The 18,349-nt window shown below is 42.4% G+C and carries 17 protein-coding genes; 9 read left to right on the forward strand and 8 right to left on the reverse strand.

Annotated features, from left to right (window positions below):
* Positions 1-115: 115 nt before the first annotated feature.
* From infB to IKL48_06575, 3 genes are read right to left on the reverse strand one after another with little or no spacing between them, the layout of a single operon-like run.
* Positions 116-2,290 (reverse strand): translation initiation factor IF-2, encoded by a 2,175-nt coding sequence (gene infB / locus IKL48_06565; GenBank protein MBR3604311.1) that lies wholly within the window; start codon positions 2,288-2,290, stop codon positions 116-118.
* Positions 2,268-3,632, reverse strand: coding sequence for a transcription termination/antitermination protein NusA (locus IKL48_06570; GenBank protein ID MBR3604312.1), 1,365 nt, complete (start codon positions 3,630-3,632; stop codon positions 2,268-2,270). The genes infB and IKL48_06570 overlap by 23 nt, the downstream gene beginning before the upstream one ends.
* A gap of 48 nt (positions 3,633-3,680) precedes the next feature.
* The gene (locus tag IKL48_06575; GenBank protein ID MBR3604313.1) at positions 3,681-4,142 is read right to left on the reverse strand and encodes a ribosome maturation factor RimP; all 462 of its coding nucleotides are present in this window, start codon (positions 4,140-4,142) and stop codon (positions 3,681-3,683) included.
* 190 nt (positions 4,143-4,332) lie between these two features.
* Between IKL48_06575 and IKL48_06580 the strand changes: the two genes are divergently transcribed.
* Positions 4,333-5,133, forward strand: a complete 801-nt coding sequence (locus IKL48_06580; GenBank protein MBR3604314.1) for a porin family protein — start codon at positions 4,333-4,335, stop codon at positions 5,131-5,133.
* Positions 5,134-5,288: 155 nt separating this feature from the next.
* A complete protein-coding gene (locus IKL48_06585; GenBank protein MBR3604315.1) occupies positions 5,289-5,954 on the forward strand; it encodes an outer membrane beta-barrel protein in 666 nt (221 codons plus the stop codon).
* A 1,283-nt stretch (positions 5,955-7,237) separates the two neighbouring features.
* On the opposite strand, the gene IKL48_06590 is transcribed toward IKL48_06585, so the two are convergent.
* Positions 7,238-7,945 (reverse strand): hypothetical protein, encoded by a 708-nt coding sequence (locus IKL48_06590; protein ID MBR3604316.1) that lies wholly within the window; start codon positions 7,943-7,945, stop codon positions 7,238-7,240.
* 446 nt (positions 7,946-8,391) lie between these two features.
* On the opposite strand from IKL48_06590, the gene mutY reads away from it, so the two are divergent.
* Positions 8,392-9,420, forward strand: a complete 1,029-nt coding sequence (gene mutY / locus IKL48_06595; GenBank protein ID MBR3604317.1) for an A/G-specific adenine glycosylase — start codon at positions 8,392-8,394, stop codon at positions 9,418-9,420.
* Between the two features lie 306 nt (positions 9,421-9,726).
* Here mutY and IKL48_06600 read toward each other — a convergent pair whose 3' ends face one another.
* From IKL48_06600 to IKL48_06615, 4 genes are all read right to left on the reverse strand, one after another.
* On the reverse strand, positions 9,727-10,986 hold the full coding sequence (locus tag IKL48_06600) for an outer membrane protein transport protein (GenBank protein MBR3604318.1): 1,260 nt from the start codon (positions 10,984-10,986) through the stop codon (positions 9,727-9,729).
* An 87-nt stretch (positions 10,987-11,073) separates the two neighbouring features.
* Positions 11,074-11,730 (reverse strand): tetratricopeptide repeat protein, encoded by a 657-nt coding sequence (locus IKL48_06605; GenBank protein MBR3604319.1) that lies wholly within the window; start codon positions 11,728-11,730, stop codon positions 11,074-11,076.
* Between the two features lie 50 nt (positions 11,731-11,780).
* A complete protein-coding gene (locus IKL48_06610) occupies positions 11,781-12,287 on the reverse strand; it encodes a CMP deaminase (GenBank protein ID MBR3604320.1) in 507 nt (168 codons plus the stop codon).
* Position 12,288: 1 nt separating this feature from the next.
* Positions 12,289-12,579, reverse strand: a complete 291-nt coding sequence (locus IKL48_06615; GenBank protein MBR3604321.1) for a DMT family protein — start codon at positions 12,577-12,579, stop codon at positions 12,289-12,291.
* A 153-nt stretch (positions 12,580-12,732) separates the two neighbouring features.
* On the opposite strand from IKL48_06615, the gene IKL48_06620 reads away from it, so the two are divergent.
* The 6 genes from IKL48_06620 (at position 12,733) to IKL48_06645 (ending at position 18,334) form a co-directional block, all read left to right on the forward strand.
* A complete protein-coding gene (locus IKL48_06620) occupies positions 12,733-14,088 on the forward strand; it encodes a TolC family protein (protein MBR3604322.1) in 1,356 nt (451 codons plus the stop codon).
* A 1-nt stretch (position 14,089) separates the two neighbouring features.
* On the forward strand, positions 14,090-15,328 hold the full coding sequence (locus IKL48_06625; GenBank protein MBR3604323.1) for an efflux RND transporter periplasmic adaptor subunit: 1,239 nt from the start codon (positions 14,090-14,092) through the stop codon (positions 15,326-15,328).
* A gap of 5 nt (positions 15,329-15,333) precedes the next feature.
* Positions 15,334-16,014, forward strand: a complete 681-nt coding sequence (locus tag IKL48_06630; GenBank protein ID MBR3604324.1) for an ABC transporter ATP-binding protein — start codon at positions 15,334-15,336, stop codon at positions 16,012-16,014.
* Positions 16,011-17,240 carry an ABC transporter permease gene (locus IKL48_06635; protein MBR3604325.1) on the forward strand — a complete coding sequence of 410 codons (1,230 nt, stop codon included), beginning with the start codon at positions 16,011-16,013 and terminating at the stop codon, positions 17,238-17,240. Before IKL48_06630 ends, IKL48_06635 begins: the two co-directional genes overlap by 4 nt.
* Positions 17,241-17,363: 123 nt before the next feature.
* On the forward strand, positions 17,364-17,930 hold the full coding sequence (locus IKL48_06640; protein MBR3604326.1) for a sigma-70 family RNA polymerase sigma factor: 567 nt from the start codon (positions 17,364-17,366) through the stop codon (positions 17,928-17,930).
* Positions 17,927-18,334 (forward strand): zf-HC2 domain-containing protein, encoded by a 408-nt coding sequence (locus tag IKL48_06645; GenBank protein MBR3604327.1) that lies wholly within the window; start codon positions 17,927-17,929, stop codon positions 18,332-18,334. The genes IKL48_06640 and IKL48_06645 overlap by 4 nt, the downstream gene beginning before the upstream one ends.
* Positions 18,335-18,349: the final 15 nt, after the last annotated feature.

An 18,349-nucleotide genomic window follows, 5' to 3' on the forward strand; every position in this document is an offset into this window, starting at 1 on the left:
GATCAGGCACAGTGTGTGCTTGTGGCGGTAGTGAAACTTGCTACTACATAAACTAAGTGAAATAAGTTTCAAAAAACCCCCGCAAAAGCGGGGGTTTTAATTGGTCTATCAAAACTTACATTTTGATGCGGCGGGTAATATTTTCGTGTTTGATACATTCAATGACGTCGCCTTCTTTGACCCCTTTGAATCCTTCCACCAAAATACCGCATTCAAAGCCTTTTTCCACTTCTTTTACGTCGTCTTTGAAGCGTTTGAGACCGCCGATTTTTCCTTTGCCTACCACTTCTGCTCCACGCAATACTTTTACTTCTGCTCCACGCACCATTTTACCGGCATCTACCAAAGAGCCGGAAATAATGCCGGAACTTAAGCGCATGACCATTTTAATCGTGGCACTGCCCAAAGATACTTCCACCACGTCAGGCTCTAACAAGCCTTCCATAGCGGCTTTAATATCTTCCAACAGTTCAAAGATAATGGTATATTTGCGGATTTCAATGCTTTCGCGTTCGGCCTCGTTTTGGGCTTTGTTTTCCACATCTACGTGGAAGCAAATAACTACGGCATTGCTGGCTTTAGCCAGCAAAATGTCAGACTCATTTACATTGCCGGGGGCGGAGAGGATAATGTCTAACTCCACTTCGTCGGACGGAATGCGCAAGAGGGCATCTTTAATGGCTTCAATGGAGCCTTGCACGTCTGCTTTGAGTACAATGGGCAAACGCTTGACGGTGCTTTCGCCGTTTTCGTCTTTAGCCAAGTTCATCAAAGATACTTGTTTGCTGCGGCGGGCATTGACGTCTTCTTTCTGCGCCAATTTGCGTTTTTCGGCGGCATAGCGGGCATCTTTTTCACTTTCCATGATATAAAGAGTATCACCCACTTGCGGAGGCTCGCCGCTGATACCCAAAATTTCTGCCGGCACGCTGGGGCCGATTTTTTGGTAGCGTTGGCTATTTTCGTCAATCAAAGCGCGGATACGGCCGTAGCTGGTGCCTACGATAAACGGATCTCCTACTTTCATAGTACCTTTTTGCACGAGTACGGTGGCCACAACACCACGTTTATTGTCGCGTTTGGATTCCAAAATAACACCCACACCCAAACGGTCCGGATTGGCCTTGAGTTCCATCATCTCAGCCTGTAAGGAAATCATTTCCAAGAGTTTATCAATATTAATTCTTTTCTTGGCGGAAATTTCTACGAAAATGGTAGAGCCTTGCCATTCTTCCGGCACAAGTCCGCGAGCGGCTAAATCTTGCTTTACGCGGTCAACATTGGCTCCGGGCAAGTCGATTTTATTGACAGCCACGATAATGGGTGCTCCGGCTGCTTTGGCATGCTCCATAGCTTCAATGGTCTGGGGCATAATACCGTCGGTGGCGGATACTACCAAGACTACAATATCGGTAGCTTGTGCACCGCGCGCACGCATGGCGGTAAATGCTTCGTGACCCGGAGTATCCAAGAAAGTCAACTCTCCGTTAGCAGTACGCACACGGTATGCGCCGATGTGCTGGGTAATGGCACCGGCTTCACCAGCCACTACATTGGAGCTTCTGATAGCATCTAACAAAGAGGTTTTGCCATGATCTACGTGCCCCATGATGGTGATGACGGCACTGCGCGGCTTTAGGCTGGCAGGGTCGTCTTGGGCTTGCATGATGTTAATGGTGTCTTCGTCCAATTCTGCAGCTGCTTCTTCGATGGTATATCCACATTCGGCGCAGATTAGTTCCACCATATCTTTTTCCAGACGTTGATTAATGGTAGCAAAGACACCCAACGTCATGAGTTTTTTTATGAAATCATTGATTTTGAAATTCATCTTTTCCGCTAAATCTTTCACCGTTTCCGTACCAATCAAACGTACAGTTTTGCCCTGCGGTTTGGGTGCTTCTTGCACTTTCGGCGCAGGTTGGTGTTTTTGCGGTTGGGGCTGCGGTTTGGGCGTCTCTTGCACCTTCGGCGCGGGGGTCGGCTGCGGTGCAGGTTGAGACTGTTGCGGTTTGGGGGCAGCAACCGTCACCGGATCAGGGCGCGGTACTTTAATGTCCGGCAACTGCGGTTTAGGCGTTTGCTCTACCGTTTTTTCCTCTAGCACCTCCACTTTTTTGGCAGGGGCTTTTTTGACGGCCGGTTTTTTGGCGGTCGTTTTTTTAGCGGCCGGTTTCTTTTCCGTTGTTTCCGCTTTTTTAGCCGCTACCTTTTTAGCGGTGGCTTTTTTGGCAGCCGGTTTTTTCTTTTCTTCGGAGGAGTCAGTATTAGTTGTTTTCTTGGTTGTCATCGGCTACCTCTTGTTCTAAATACTTTTTGGCGCTTTCAATAATTTTCGCGGCTGTTTTTTCACCAATACCTTGCAAACCGGCCAAATGTTCCGGCTCTACGGCAGCAATGGCTTCAGCAGATGTATATCCGGCTTTTTGCAAGATTTCGGCGGTTTTGGGGCCGATACCTTCAATACCGGCAATGATATCTTGCGTTGCGGCAGCGGCTTCTTCTGCTTCTTTGGCTTTTTGGCTTTCGCTCTTTACCTCCAGGTTCCAACCGGTTAAGCGAGAGGCTAATTTAATGTTTTGCCAATCTTTACCGATAGCGATGGCCAATTGATCATCAGGTACGATGACTAAAGCCTTCTTTTCGCTCATGCTCACGATTTTGACAAAATTAACTTTGGCCGGGGCAATGGCATTGGCAATGACGGTAGAGATTTCGTCGGAATAGTTGATTAAATCAATGCGTTCACCGGAAAGTTCGTTCATAACGGCACGAATGCGAATGCCGCGCATACCCACGCAGGTACCAATCGGGTCAATTTTGTGGTCAATGCTGGAAACCATTACTTTTGCGCGGAAACCGGGGTCACGTTCAATACCTTTGATTTCTACGATGCCTTCGCTGATTTCTGGCACTTCCACTTTAAAGAGTTCTTCCATGAATTTCCCATTGGCACGAGACAAAATAACATAGGGTCCACGTTGTCCTTTATCCATTTTGAATGCGGCGGATTTGTAGCGGGAAAGTACCGGATCATCACCGATATTGGCTAAGTCAGTTTGGTTAAGTACTTTGGCGATAACGGCTTTAACGCGGGAACCGTTGGTATAGCGTTCTCTTTTGATTTGTTCGCAATAGGGCAAGATGGCTTCTACTTTGCCTAAGTCTACGATTAAATCTCTGTCAGAGAAACGACGAACAGAACCGGTGATGACTTCACCTTCGCGAGGTTTAAATTCTTTGTAAAAGTTTTCACGTTCAATACCGCGTACTTTTTGAATAAGCACTTGTTTGGCAATTTGAGCAGCAATACGGGAGAAGTCTTCCACGTCTTGAGTCAAGGTGACTACATCGCCCACTTGGGGGTTTTTTAAATGGGCTTTGGCCGATTCAACATCAATTTCATTTTCCGGATTAGTGACAATTTCTACCACGTTTAAGGTTTGGTATGCCTGAATGCTGCCGGTGAGTACGTCAATCTTTGCACTGATTTGGGCGGTTTTTCCCAAGTTTTTGCGTAAAGCAGATACCAAAGCGTCTTCAATGGTTTTTAAAATATCTTCTCTTTTAATATTTTTTTCTCTTTCTAATCCTTCCAAAGCTAAAATTAAATCTTTTGCATTTCCTTCCATTTTGTTTTTTCTCCTTATATATAGTTATGCCCTTAAGGGCGGTGTTTGTTAAAATTCAAGTACGGGGTCTAAGTTAGCTTTTTTAATATTGTCGTACTTAAAGTTAAATTGATTGGTGCTGTCATCTGTTAAGAGAAAGCCTTCTTCATCAGCAAAAGCAATGGTGCCGGTGAAAAAGCCACGTCCTTCAAGGGGGTTTTTAAGCACGATGCGTACGCGCTCATTGATAAACCGCTTGAAGTGAGCCGGTTTTTTAAGTGCGCGTTTTACGCCCGGAGAGGAAACCTCCAAAATATAAGCCCCTTCAATAAGGCTTTCCATTTCCAAAATACTGTCTATTTTGTTGGTAAGCACAGAGCAATCCTCTAACGTAATACCGCCCTGTTTATCTACAAAAAACTGCAAGAGTTTTTTGCGGCCTTGGTTTTGAATCACCAAATCTACCAATTCTACGTTTTGTCCTTCCAACGCAGTGGCTATGGTTTGTTCTATCGTTTTGATGTCTTTCATCTTGTCGCACCTGCCTGATTATGTAAAAAGCGACTTGTTTCCAAGTCGCTTTTGCTGATAACTTATCTTATCATTATATAAGGTGTGATGTCAAATTCAATATAATCAGTTTTTTGGGTTGAAAGGGGGGAATGGAAGGCGTAATATAAAGGTGTAGTTTATATATTACCTAGCAACAAAGGGGGAAAACATGAAGAGGGGTATTACAGTAGTGACTGCGCTGGTATTATTAGCCGGCGTTTGTGTGGCGCAAACCACATCTAATCCTGCGAAAGAACGTATTATCAAAACGGATACGACTACGGTGTATGATGTGTCTACCACCAATAAAAGAGGTACCACCGAATATGGCATAGTGGAGCAAACGCAGACTACGCCTAAAGGGGGGACTCGCCTAGTCAGTCAAATGGAATATAGTGATTTCACTCCCAGCAAAATGGCTGTAGCCAATGCTAAAAAAGGTGAAATCTCTTTGGGCTTTGGCATGAGCCAATCCTATAGCAAAGACAAACACGGCACCCATTTTGCCGATTTGGGAATGGGTGGCAACGCGCAGATTTTGTTCCGTACCAGCGAACGTTTGTCCTTAGGTTTGGATTATATGCTTTTGATGCCGCATGATAATAAAGGGAAAGACTACTCTTATGAAAAACTTCGTTTAAACGGAGTTGCTTTTGCCGGTAAATTTACCTTTAATCCGTTGGATCGGTTAAATTTCTATGTTCCGATGGGTGTCGGTATGGCGCAAGTACGCTTGAAAGGTTATGGTGATCGGGGCGGTGTCTATACCTCTGAAAGCCGCGACAAGTGGGGTTTGGATATGTTTGCCGGTTTGGGTATGCAATATAACTTGAGCGAAACAACTTTCTTAGGATTGGAATATCGTTATGTGGTGGCATTTGTCAACTCTGATGAATTGAACCGCTACTACGGCAAGGGACATTATTTGCAATTTCATAATGCTTTCCTGCGCTTAGGTATGAGATTCTAAGTTTAGGTATTTTCCCAAAACATAGCACCCCGCCAAAAGCGGGGTGTTTTTTGTGTAGAAAAAATATTAATTTGATATCTATACAATTTGCATTATTTATATTTTTAAAAAAGATTATATAAATAAACCTCTTTGCTTTTATAAAATAACCCCGTATGTATAAGATAGAAAGGGGCAAAAGATTCTTCCTTTTAGGCGCCGCATTTATAGTGGCGTATTTTTTCTGCCCTGCTTTGTTGCATGGGCAAACTTACCGCGTATATCGCCCCATCCCACAGGATATTGCCACAGAATCTACACCTACAAATTCTTTATTTTCACGTTTTTCCATATCTGGTTGGAGCAGCATTTCAACCGGACGCATGGTAGATGGCGCTGGTAATGTGCTCAGCGACTATATGGTGGGCCTCCGTTTACGGCTTATGTATGAGATTTGGGAAAATTTATATATTGGGGCAGAGGCGGCAAAGATGGAAGCAGCAGACAAGCAAAGCCCTTTCCTATCTTCAATCCGTCAAGAGGAATTTGCGGGCGTGATTCAATGGGTTTTTACCCCACATACCCAACCGAAACTGTATATGACCCTATCTTTAGGGCAAATCCGAAACAAGACATCGTTTAAATCCGGCTTAAAAGACTTGCATCATCAAACGGCTTATCTTACGATGGGGGTGGGGGGAATGTATAGGATTAGTGACTTGATAAAAGTGGGGGGAGAATATAGGTTGAAATATATATTTTCTCCTTGGAAAACTTTTATTTTTGAGGAGGAGGGGTATCTCCGGCAGGAATTAGCAGTAGGAATATCCCTAACTTTTTAAAGGGGAAAATGAGATAGCAAAGGTAGTTTTTCCCCTTATTTATGTTTCCCCCGGTTTTGCTGGGGGTTTTTGTTTATAGTTATATGTTTTTATATATTATTCCCCTTTCCCCTATATTTTCCAAATACCAAATCTTCTTATAAATTCTTTCATAAGTTTAATCTTTGCAGTGTTTAACACTATTTGAGGGTGCTTATACATAGTGCCTGAAATTGAAAAATTTACGACATCTCAATATCTTATGTAGAAAAATGCAAAGAATTGGTTAATAGACTCTTGCGTGGCTTATCCGCGCGAAAATTCTTTATCAAACAGTACATAATTATGCCGGACAAGCAGACATCGGAACAAAAAGGGAAAATGGTAAAAAATGAATTCGGCCTAAAAAGCCCTAAAACGCAACGGGGTATGGTAATATACCCCAAAATGCAAAATTAAGCCTAATTTTGCATTTTTCAAAATCGCCTAAAACAAAATGCCCCATATACTAGGTACCCCCAAAACGTTCTGGGGCATTTTAAAAATAGTGTCTAATTTTTAAAAGTGACAAAAAAGGGGGATAAACATAAAAAAGATCTAAAAGACTTTGTAGCATAGAAAAATCATTTGCAAAATTCCCCTTAATTTTTATCAAACAAAAAAATTAAAAAAATTCGAATAAAAAAATATTAAAGTAAGTTAGTAGATTTAATAAAAAAATATTTAAAAAATAAAAGAAATAAAAATAAATATAAAGTATATACTTAAGTTATAAAAAAGCTTTTTTTTATAAGATTAGTTAACATAATAAAAATTATCGTTAGTTAATTAGATATGACAAATAACTCCCCTCAACACCAAACCTGTTGAAAATTTTGTGGATTTTTAAAAAAATATTTTTAAAAAATTTTCTTTTGTGAAAAAATAATTTTTTCTAAAAAAAACAAAAAATCTAATTCCGCAAATTAGATTTTTTATAAATGTAAATATGTGAAAATTTGGAGAAAAACTCAAAAATCAGGCTGATTTTGCTTTTTTTGGATAAATTTTGAAAACTAAAAATAAAAGTTTTTGGACTAGTTTTTTGCTTTTTTTATCATTTTTAAGGGTAATTTATAGGTTTAAAAAGAGCAAAATTGCGCCTATTAAACCCTATGAAATACCTAAAAGAGATTTTCAAAAAAGGCTACTGTTGGCTATTTTGAAGGAGTTTTTTCCCCTTTTTGGTTTTGCTAAAAAGACGTTTTATAAAGGTTTTTGATATACTATACCACCCTTTCCTCGTTTTATGAGCAAAATGCTATTTAGTGCCATTCTCCGGCTAATTTTTCTGCCAATACAAATCCGCGTGCAAATCCTTCATCAGAAAGTACATAGGCTCTGGAGCGTTTGCTCCCTACAGCTCTTACGGTGCCTTGTCTCATCTCTGAAGCCAGCACTCTGTCCAATCTTCCGCCACCATATCCGGATTTTGTTAAGGATTTGGATAGCGAAAGCGCGCTATAACCTTCTTTTTCGCGCAATAGTTCCTTTGCTGCGGCAATCAGTACAATGGCGGCCGTTTCTGGGCTTAAAAGGCGGCTTTTGCGCCGTAAAAGCACCAATCCGTCATCTATCTTGACTACCTGCTCCCAAAGCGCCGTATGGGCGCTTTCGCTGACTTGTTGGATATTAGAGGGCGCTTTATCCCCCCTTAATGTGACCTGTTCGGCTGCCGCAAAGCCGGATTGGGTAATGCGGGGTGCTGGATAAACGGGGGCGGTTTGCAAATCAGCAGAGTGCTGTTGTGGAAAAGGCCGCGTGGCTGGCAAGCGATGTGCAGAACGGCGCACCGGTTTTGTTGCGGAAAGATCTGTCCATTCACTTTCTTGGGTTTTGGCGGGTTTTCCGATCAAATGCAGAAACTCTGCCCGTTGTTTTTCAATAAAATCGGGGCTGCCTTCTGCTTCAAATTCCTCACCGGAACGCAATTTTAACCGTATTTTTGCTTTATTTTGTTCGTTTTCTGCCATAGTTTATACCTGCCCATAAAATAGTTATCCACATGGGTTTTAAACAGCCTTTTGACATATAATAAATAATATTTTGACATATGTCAATATATGTCAAATATATGTCAATATATGTCAAAACCTGTGAAAAAGTGTTATTCTCCGACGAGAAAGAGGTAAATTTTTTGCAGAAAACAACTTAAAAATAACCAAAAAAATGAAAAAAGAGCCTCCCTGAAAAACTCATATAACAGTAAGACTTAGATTTTTAGGATTATAATAGATGTAGTATTTCCTGTGTTTTTGCGTTGTATAAAAAATGGATTAAAAAGTAAAATTTTCAAAAATAGCCCTAAAAATGAAAAAGAAAAAAATTAACCCTGAAATTGTGGTTGTTTTGAAAAAAAGAGTAAAAAGAAAAAATACAAATTTAGCCTCAATTTTGCATAAATTGCTAGAATTATTTTATGAAAGATTTTTCCAAAATTTTACTTAAATGGTATAAAATTTATAAACGCCCCCTGCCTTGGCGCGATACTCAAGACCCTTACCGGATCTGGATATCGGAGATTATTTTGCAACAAACGCGGGTGGCGCAGGGGTATGATTATTTTTTGCGTTTTATGCAACGTTTTCCAAATATTGAGTCTTTAGCCATTGCACCTGAAGATGAGGTGCTGAAATATTGGGAAGGTTTGGGCTATTATAGCCGCGCGCGCAATTTGCATACGGCGGCCAAAAGTATGAACGGGGTTTTCCCCTCCACTTATGAAGGGGTGCTGGCTCTAAAAGGAGTGGGTGAATATACTGCTGCGGCGATATGCTCTTTTGCCTATCGTATGCCGTATGCGGTGGTGGATGGTAATGTGTATCGTGTGCTTTCACGTCTGTTCGGCATTCATACGCCTACCGACAGTACCGAAGGAAAAAAACAAATCGCCGCTTTGGCACAAGAACTTTTGGATAAAAAATATCCCGATGACCACAATCAGGCTATTATGGACTTTGGGGCTACCCAATGCGTGCCCCAATCGCCTAATTGCAAGGTTTGCCCTTTTGTCAAACGTTGTAAAGCCTATGCTTCGGGTGAGGTGGATATTTTGCCCGTTCGCACTGCCAAAGTGCAGACATCTAACCGTTACTTTACCTATATATATGTAAAAAGCGGCTCCGATACTTGGTTGCACCGCCGACCTGCCGGAGACATTTGGCAAGGATTGTATGAACTGCCGATGTTGGAAACCTCTAAAGAAATGACGGTGAAAGAGCTCAAGAAAACAGATTTTTGGAAAAAACACTTCGCTCGCAAATCCCCCCGCCTTGTGCAAGGGCCTGTGAAACATGTGCTTTCGCATCGGGTGATTTATGCGTGGTTTTATGAAGTGGAGGTGGCGGCGGAGAAGAATCTGCCGGAAGGGTTTATCAAAGTGCCTGTCAAAGACGTACAAAAGTATGCCTTTCCTCGTCTTGTCCAAAAGTTCTTAGCGGATAAATAGACACAAAAAAACAGGGAAAAATACCAGTTTGTCCTCACCAGCAAACTCATATTTCCCCTGTTTTCCCCCATTTTATTCCCTTTCTAGGCAAGTTCCTTTTCAGGAACAAAAATCGGTAAAGACTGTGGGACTTGGGTAAAAAACTATCCTACTTTCTATATTCCTATTATAAAAGTTGTTTTTGGGTATTGGCAAGGCAAAAAAGTAATTAGATTTGGCTTTTCTCCCGTCGGAGAGCCTAACCCTCTGATTTTTAGACCACAAAAAACCCCCGCTTTTGGCGGGGGTTCTACATTTGAGTTAAGTTTAGAATTTATAACCAAAGGTAAAGCCAAACATATCGCTCTTTCCGTCGGTGTATTTCATCGGAACAGGAGTACCTGTGGATTTGCCTAATTGAGCAGAAGTACCGCTTAAGTCTTGAGCGAAGATATGGGCATAATATACATCTAATGTCCACCGATCTTGGCTATATCCGGCACCGATGCTGGCAATGTGGCGGTCATCTACCGGAACGAGGGTATCCATTTCTTTTTCATTGATCGGAGATTTATCGTACACATAACCGGCGCGAACAGCCCAATTTTTATTTAATTTGTATTCCGTACCAAAATTTAAACGATAAGTATCTTTATATTTCTTTTGGTTGTTGATAAACGGAGTAGATTCTGTTCCGGTGTATTGGATTAAAATTTGGTCATAGGAGCTCCAAAAGGTACCTACGATGCCCGCTTCCATGGTCCAATTTTCAGTCGGTTGAAAAGATAAACCGGCAGTAATGCTGTCGGGCAAAGTGATAGATCCTTCAGCATCTCCGCTGTGGATATTTAATTGGCCACCAGTTAGAGAAGTATAATCTCTATCGGAATGAAGACGACCATTCAGGGTTGATTTTACTTTTGTGCGATACATAGCACCAAAGGCCCATTTTTCAGCCCATTCGGGTTTGTATAACAAAGAGAAGTTTCCCCCCCAGTTTACACCGGAACCGCTTACTTCATAAGCACCGGCAATAGCGGGGTTGGCATTAAAGAAAGAGTTTTGAGAGAATCCAATAACCATGGCTTCGAGTCCCATGGCAATGGATAATTCGTCATTGGCTTTAATGGCAATGGTCGGTGTGAAAGAGAAGGTTTCCAAATTTACTTTGTAGGCTAAGTTGCTACCAGCCCAAGTTTCGATAGGGTCATTATATTCCCCGCCTAAACCATAACGAGAGAAACCACCTAAACCCAACGTAATATCATCACTCCATTTATGAGTAACAAAGAAATTCGGCAATAAGAAAGTTTTATCTTTCAAAGAACGAGACTGACCAGCTACCGTGGTAGTGGCATCAGCCATAACTGCCGTCATACCGACTTGGATTTGGGTTCCTTCCAATTCAGTGATTAAGGCAGGGTTATTGCCTAAAGAGGCAGCTTCGGCCCCGTTGGCTACCGTGGCTCCGCCCATGGCGGTACCTTTGGCGCTGTATTCATACAACGCGAATCCGGCCCCGTAAGAGGACACAGACATGACAAACGGCAACAATACTACTACTAGTGTCGTTAATGTTTTTTTCATAGGGTTCAATTACTCCATTGATTTACAACTTCGTACTGCAATAAGCCCTACTACCCCTACAAACGGGCAGTACATAGGCTCAAAATCTTATTTATTCAATTGAGCAATTTTGTCCTTGGCAAATACACCAAAGTATGTTTTGGTGTAGTCTTGTAAGACTTTTTTGTAGGTTTCCAGTGCGGCAGTTTTGTCTCCGGAGAGCTCTTGGCTAACGGCTAAGGTAAAATAGGCCTGCGGCAGTACAAAGCTGGAGGGATTCTGAGAAATAAACGTCTGTAGCGTTTGGATAGAATCCTCGTACGCTTTAACGGCTTGCTGAGCCTGACCCAAAGAAACAGCGGCAATCGTGGCCACATGTTTGTTGTTAGCTTTCAAGAGTTCCTTATATATATCAGCCGCTTGGGCGAAGTTCTCTTGTGTGAAAAGCAAGTCAGCCTGCATCAGACGCGCGTAATAGGCGGCATCGGAGTCAGGGTACGTCGTGTTTAATTCGTTGATCGCAGCGGCGGCAGCTTCTTGCCCTTGGGTGAGCAGCGCAATTTGGGCATTGTAGTAAGAGGCCCAAGAATTTTGCAATACTTTTTCCCGATGGGAGGTATATAAGCTTACGGCTGCGTATACAACGATTACTGCAATTAAAGAAATAGATAAAGCCTTTTTATGGGCTTTGCAAGAATCAATCAGTTTAGAAAGGTAAGGCGTCAAAAAATCTGTGTTGTTGGTGTTATTGATTTCTTTTTTCATATCTATATTATATTAAAAAAATAGGTACTTTGAAAAATATTTTTTCAAATTTAAGCCAATTCCTCGTCGGTAAGTTGGCGACATTCAATACCGTTTTTATCTAAGAAAATCAGGCCGTCTTGGCTGCGGTCATATAAGATTTTATAAAATACGCGGTTAATACCGGCTGCCACGATGACTTTGGCGCAATGTACACAAGGAGAGACCGTCACATATAGGGTGGCACCAACGGTGGAAATACCGTTTTTGGCCGCAAACAAAATGGCGTTTTGTTCGGCATGCAGTTCGTTTTCATTAGAAAATTTTCCGTGAGCATCATAAAAAGTACGGCTGGCACGGTAGTCCTCATACGTGGGGAACTCTTGGGTAAACTCGGCCTCGTAAAGTTTGGCAAAGTAGTCTTCACAGTGCTCTTGCCCCGAAGCCGTACCATTAAAACCGATGCTGATTACGCGGTTATCTTTTACAAGCACCGCCCCTACCTGCATACGGCAACAGGTGGATTGTTCGGATACGAGTTCTGCCATTTTGGTAAAGAGTCTGTGTTTGTTTTTCATATTACCATTCCTTGAATGTTAAAAATACCGCCCCCACAATTAAACAAAATGCGGCTAAATGATTCCAGCGGAAATTTTCATGAAAATAAAAAATAGAAAAGATGGTAAATACCGCTAAGGTAATAATTTCTTGCGTCACTTTTAGTTGTGTCACCGTAAAATAAGTACTGCCCAAACGGTTGGCTGGTACCTGCAGACAATATTCAAAAAAAGCAATGCCCCAACTTACCAAAATCACTGCCCACAAGGCCGTACTTTTGTGCTTTAGGTGTCCATACCAGGCAAAAGTCATAAATAAATTGGATAAAACTAAAAGGGTAATCGGTTTCCACATATATACATTATATATAAATAATAGGTGCAATAAAAAGTGGGCTTTTTGTGTTTTATAAGATAAGCGGTGAGCTGTATCTGCCGTTAATCCCACTTTATTTATATAATAAATATGATGAAAAAATTAATTTATTTATTCTTTTTTTGGGTTTTGGTCCTGCCGAATGTTGCGGCACAAGAAGCCAATTCCCCCCTCATGCAAGAGGCGCAAGCTGAGGCCGCTGAGGCCTTGGCAGAGCTGACGGGTGAGGCAAAACCTTTGCCTGATTTAAACGGCAAACTGACGGTAGATGACTGTATTGCCATTGCCATGTCCAATAGCCCGCGTGCGGTAAGTGCGCGCTTATCGGTAGAGTCTGCTGCCATTTCCTTAAGTAATGCAAAAAATGCCTTTTTGCCTACAGTATCTGCCGGCGTAGATACGGGTTTTTCCAGCAGCCATGCCAATGGGCAAGAGCGTATCAATGACTCCTCCGCTTCATCTTCCGTCGGTGCTTCTTTAAATATTTCCGGTATTACCGATATCGGGCGCAATATTCGCACCCAACGGTTGCAGTTAGAGCAAAGCCGTATGAATTTGTGCGATGTGCAAAACAGTTTGATTACCAACGTAAAAAGTGCTTATTATGCCTTAATTGCGGCGCAGCGCGCTGTGGAAATCCGTACCAAATCACGTGATTTGTACCAAGAACAATATGACCGAACTAAAGCTTTTTATGAGCAGGGCCTGCGCCCTAAAGTGGATGTGACGACGGCTGAAGTGAATTTAAATAATGAAAATTTAAATTTAATTCGTGCCAAAAACTTGGTAAAAACCCAAAATGCCCAACTGGCTAATGTCATGGGCGTGCCGCGTGATACGCTGTTTATCTTAGACGATGAAATCACAGTGGAAAAAGAAGAAATTTCGTTTGACGAGGCCTTGACCCGCGCTTATGAAAACCGTCCTGACGTGAAATCTGCCAAATTGGATTTGCAAATCAGTGAAATCAATCTGACCCAAGCCAAAGCCGGCTACTGGCCTACATTTAGTTTGGGAGCTTCTTTCAGCAAGGGTGGAGACGAGTTCCGCTTTGACAATGATGAAACCAGACTTTTTGCCGGAGTGGAAATCCCTATTTTTAATGCTTTGAAAATACATAACGGTGTCAAACAAGCGCAAATCGGCTTGGAATCTGCTAAGAACAGCAACCGCAGTTTGGTGAATGAAGTTTATTTAGAAGTACAACGTGCGTTTATTAATCTAAACGAAGCAGCCGAAAGCATTCCTTTGGCCGAAGCAACTGTGGAAAAGGCGCGTGAAAACAGAGAGTTGGCACGCGGCCGCTACAATGAAGGAATCGGAGATATGTTGACGTTTAAAGATGCCGAAATTTCTTATACGGATGCAGAACTAAATTTATTAACCGCCCGCTTTGACTATGCGGTGGCGTTGGCGGAACTTAAACAAGCAATGGGAACGAAATAATATGACTAAAAAACAAAATATCTTGGTCCGTTTATGGACATGGCTAAAAAACTTATCTTTTTGGAAAAAAGGACTTTTGTTGCTGATTATAGCAGCGGTGGCTGTGGGTGGCTTTTTTATGTGGAAAGGAAAATCAAACAAAACTACTCCCTCCCAAAAATATACCACAGTTCCCGTCAGAAAAGCCGATATGAAAGAATCGGTCGCCTCTTCCGGTTCTTTAGCTCCGGTGAGTACTACCAAAGTAGGGGCCTTAGTGTCCGGTGAGATTTTAAAAATTTATGTGGACTATAATAGCCAGGTAAAAAAAGGTGATTTGATGGCTATTATTGACCCGACTCAAATCCAAACCGAATATGATCAAGCACTAGCCGGTTTATCTACGGCCAAGGAAGATTTGGCCTCTTCTCAAATGAGTTATGATTTAGCCAAATCAAACTACAACCGCTACAAATCTTTATATGAAAAAGATTATGTGGCCAAGACGGATTTTGAGCAGTATAAGTTGGCTTATGTTAATGCTAAAAGCAGCTTAAATTCTGCCCAGTCTCGCATTATACAGGCCCAAGCCAGCTTAGACCGTGCCAAGAAGGATTTGGACAATACCCGTATTGTTGCTCCCATTGACGGTATTGTGTTGACCAAACAAGTCAGCGAGGGCCAATCTTTGACCTCCGGTTTTTCTACGCCCGAAATGTTTATTTTGGCGCAAGACATGACCAAAATGCAAATTGAAGCCAAAGTATCTGAAACCGACGTCGTAAAAATCAAAGCAGGCCAAAAGGCTGAGTTTACGTTGGGCGGTTATCCCAATGAAAAATTTGAAGGAATTGTACGCCAGGTACGTACCAATTATTCCGGTTCAGAGAATTCGAATATATCTTCTTCTTACAGTTATGTAGTAGTAATTGATGTAGATAACAGCGAAAATAAATTTATGCCGGGTATGATTGCCACCATTAATATCCGCACGCAAGACAAAAAAGATGCTTTGGTCGTCAAGAACGAAGCATTGCGTTTCTCCCCCTCTTTTAACAAAGAAAAATTTGATAAAACGGGTGTGTGGGTCTTGGAAAAAGGCCAACCGGAGCCCAAACGCGTGGATGTCACGATTGGTATTATTGATGAGCGCAATACGGAAATTGTTTCCGGCGATATCAAAGAAGGCGATGAAGTGGTGGTTTCCGAAGTAGGGGTATCCACAGGAAATGTGCCCGAATTCCGCAGACGGAGAAGATAATGAGCCTGATTGAAACTACCAACCTGTATAAAACCTACACCGTAGGGGACGTGCAAGTACATGCCCTGCAGGGAGTGAGCATCAATATTGAACGCGGAGAGTTTGTAGCCGTAATGGGGCCTTCGGGCAGCGGCAAATCTACGTTTATGAATATTCTGGGATGTTTGGATAAGCCGACACAGGGAAAGTATGTGTTGGACGGGATAGACGTGACGGCTACCAATTTATCCGAGCTTGCCGGTGTGCGTAATCGTAAAATTGGCTTTGTATTTCAGGGCTTTAACTTGATTAGTCGCACCAGTGCTTTAGAAAATGTGGAGTTGCCGATGATTTACAATCGTACTCCTGCCCACAAGCGACGCGAAAAGGCTATGGAAGCCTTAAAAGCCGTTGGTCTGGAGGCGCGTGCTCATCATATGCCCAATCAACTCTCTGGCGGTCAGCAGCAGCGTGTAGCCATTGCGCGCAGTTTGGTGTGTGATGCTCCCATTATTTTTGCTGATGAGCCCACCGGAAACTTAGATACTAAAATGAGTATTGAAGTGATGGATTTGTTTACTCGTCTTAATAAAGATTTGGGCAAAACCATCATTTTAATTACCCACGAGCCGGACATTGCCGAATATGCAGGGCGATTGATTACGTTTCGCGACGGACAGAAAGTAAGTGACGAGGTGAAAAAATGATAGATACTTTTCTCTCGGTGTTTCGTATTTCTCTAAAAGCAATTTTTGCCAATAAAATGCGTGCTGCCTTGACGAGTTTGGGTATTGTAATCGGTGTGGCGGCGGTGATTACCATGCTTGCCGTAGGCAGCGGAACGCAAAAAAGTATGGAAGATCGCTTTTCTCGCTTCGGAACCAATATTTTATATTTGCGTCAACCGTGGGATTTAGACGAAAGCATTACTTCGCCCAAAGATATCACGATGGACGACGTACGTGCCGTACGCCGTGTGCGCGGGGTGACAGCGGCAGCACCTTATATCAGTTCCGGTTTTGAGGTAAAATACGGTATTACGAAAACCATGATTGATGTGCTCGCTACCGATACGGACATTTTTAAAGCCTATGATTGGCAGTTGGCTTCCGGACGTTATTTTACAGAACAAGAAATATCCAGTTATGCCCAAGTGGCCATTTTGGGCGACAGCATTGCCAAGACTATCTTTAATGATGTAGATGCCGTAGGAAAAACCGTCATTTTTGATGAAATCCCTTTTACGGTAATCGGGGTTATGAAAAAGAACGGTCAAGGGGGCTTCGGCTTTGACATGGACGAAGGGACCTTAATCCCTTATACAACAGGTAAAATAAAAATGAATGCGGGTTGGGGAAATTCAGACCCTCGTTCTTTAGACCAAGTTATTATCCGCGTGGGCGATTTTAATAAGATAGACGAGATCAAAGTCGCTATTACCAATGCCATTCGCAATACGCACAAAATCCACCCGTTGGGAGCAGACGACTTTCAATTAGATGACTTTGCTTCTTATATTGAAGAAGCCAAAGCCGCCAGCAAAACCATGAGTATTTTGTTGGGAGTCATTGGGGCGGTATCTTTGCTGGTGGGCGGCATCGGGGTCATGAATATTATGCTGGTATCTGTGACGGAGCGCACGCGCGAAATCGGCATTCGCATGGCTATCGGTGCTACCAGTGCAGATATTCGCTTGCAGTTTTTAGTAGAAGCGATGACCCTTTCCTGCATAGGTGGTATTATAGGTATTATATTGGGAGTAGGCATTACAATGATTGTAGCAGCCAACAGCACTAGCATTCCTGTGCAAATGAGCCTTAGTTCTATCATTATTTCTTTTGCTTTTTCCGCCGCGACGGGTATTTTCTTTGGATATTATCCGGCGCATAAAGCCTCTAAACTAACGCCGATTGATGCTTTAAGATACGAATAATTAAACCCCGCTTCGGCGGGGTTTTTCTTGTACAAGTCCCCCTTTTCTCGACGGTACATATTTAAGTAAAATATTTTTGCAATAAAATCCACAACTCTTGTGTTATATAAGTGTGGAGAGCCTATGAAACAGAGAACAGACGATGAATTGATAGTCGCTTTCCAAAACGGTAATCCGGAAGGCTTTAACGAGTTAATGTATCGCTACAAAAATACTTTGTATCAATACATCGTAGCCATGGTACGCGACGAGGGCGCAGCGGGAGATATTTTTCAAGAGGTATTTTTAAATTTTTACCGACGTTTGAGTGAATATCGCCCGGAGGGAAAACTGAAAAGTTATTTATTTACCTCCGCCCATAACCGAATTTTAAATTTCTTCCGAGACCAAAAACAGGACGTATCTTTAGATGATACGGACGAGGAAGGGAAAGCATATTTGCAGGAAGAATTAGCCGGAGATGACCTCCAACCGCTGGAGCATTTGGAACAAGCGGAATTGGCGGAAAAAATTAAAAAAGCCGCTCTGGCCCTTCCTCAAGCGCAACGGGAAGTGATTTATTTAAAACAATACATGACGTTCCGCGAAGCTGCGGAAATGCTCAACCGCCCTTTGGGTACGGTCTTAGCAGACCACCATCGGGGAATACAAAAAATGAAGCAACTTTTACAAAAAGAGGCAGCCGTATGAAAAAAGAATGTGAAAACTTAACTTTGTATTTTTACGGGGAATTAGAGGAGCAGGAGAAAGCCCTCTTTCAGGCTCACTTGCCGCACTGTCCTATTTGTCAAAAAGAGCTTGTTTTTTTACAAAGAACGCAAGAAGCGTTAGTTCCCCCCGCCGCCCCGCAGGCTTTGGTAGAAGCGGTGCTGGCGCAAGCAAAACCCGTCAGTTTTTGGCGCAAGTTTTACAAACCGGCTTTAGGTTTAGCCGCTACTATGGCGGCAGGGGTGTGTCTGCTGGTATTAAGCCCCGCCAAAACCCAACAACCGACGTCGCAAAGTGCTAACTGGCTGGCGTATGTTTCTGTAGAGGCTGATGAGGAGTACAACAGTTTTTTACAGGAATTTGAAACCTTTGAAAATGGATTTTAAGAATAAACGGAGGGT

This window comes from Elusimicrobiaceae bacterium (assembly GCA_017520185.1).
Taxonomy (GTDB): Bacteria; Elusimicrobiota; Elusimicrobia; order Elusimicrobiales; family Elusimicrobiaceae; genus Avelusimicrobium.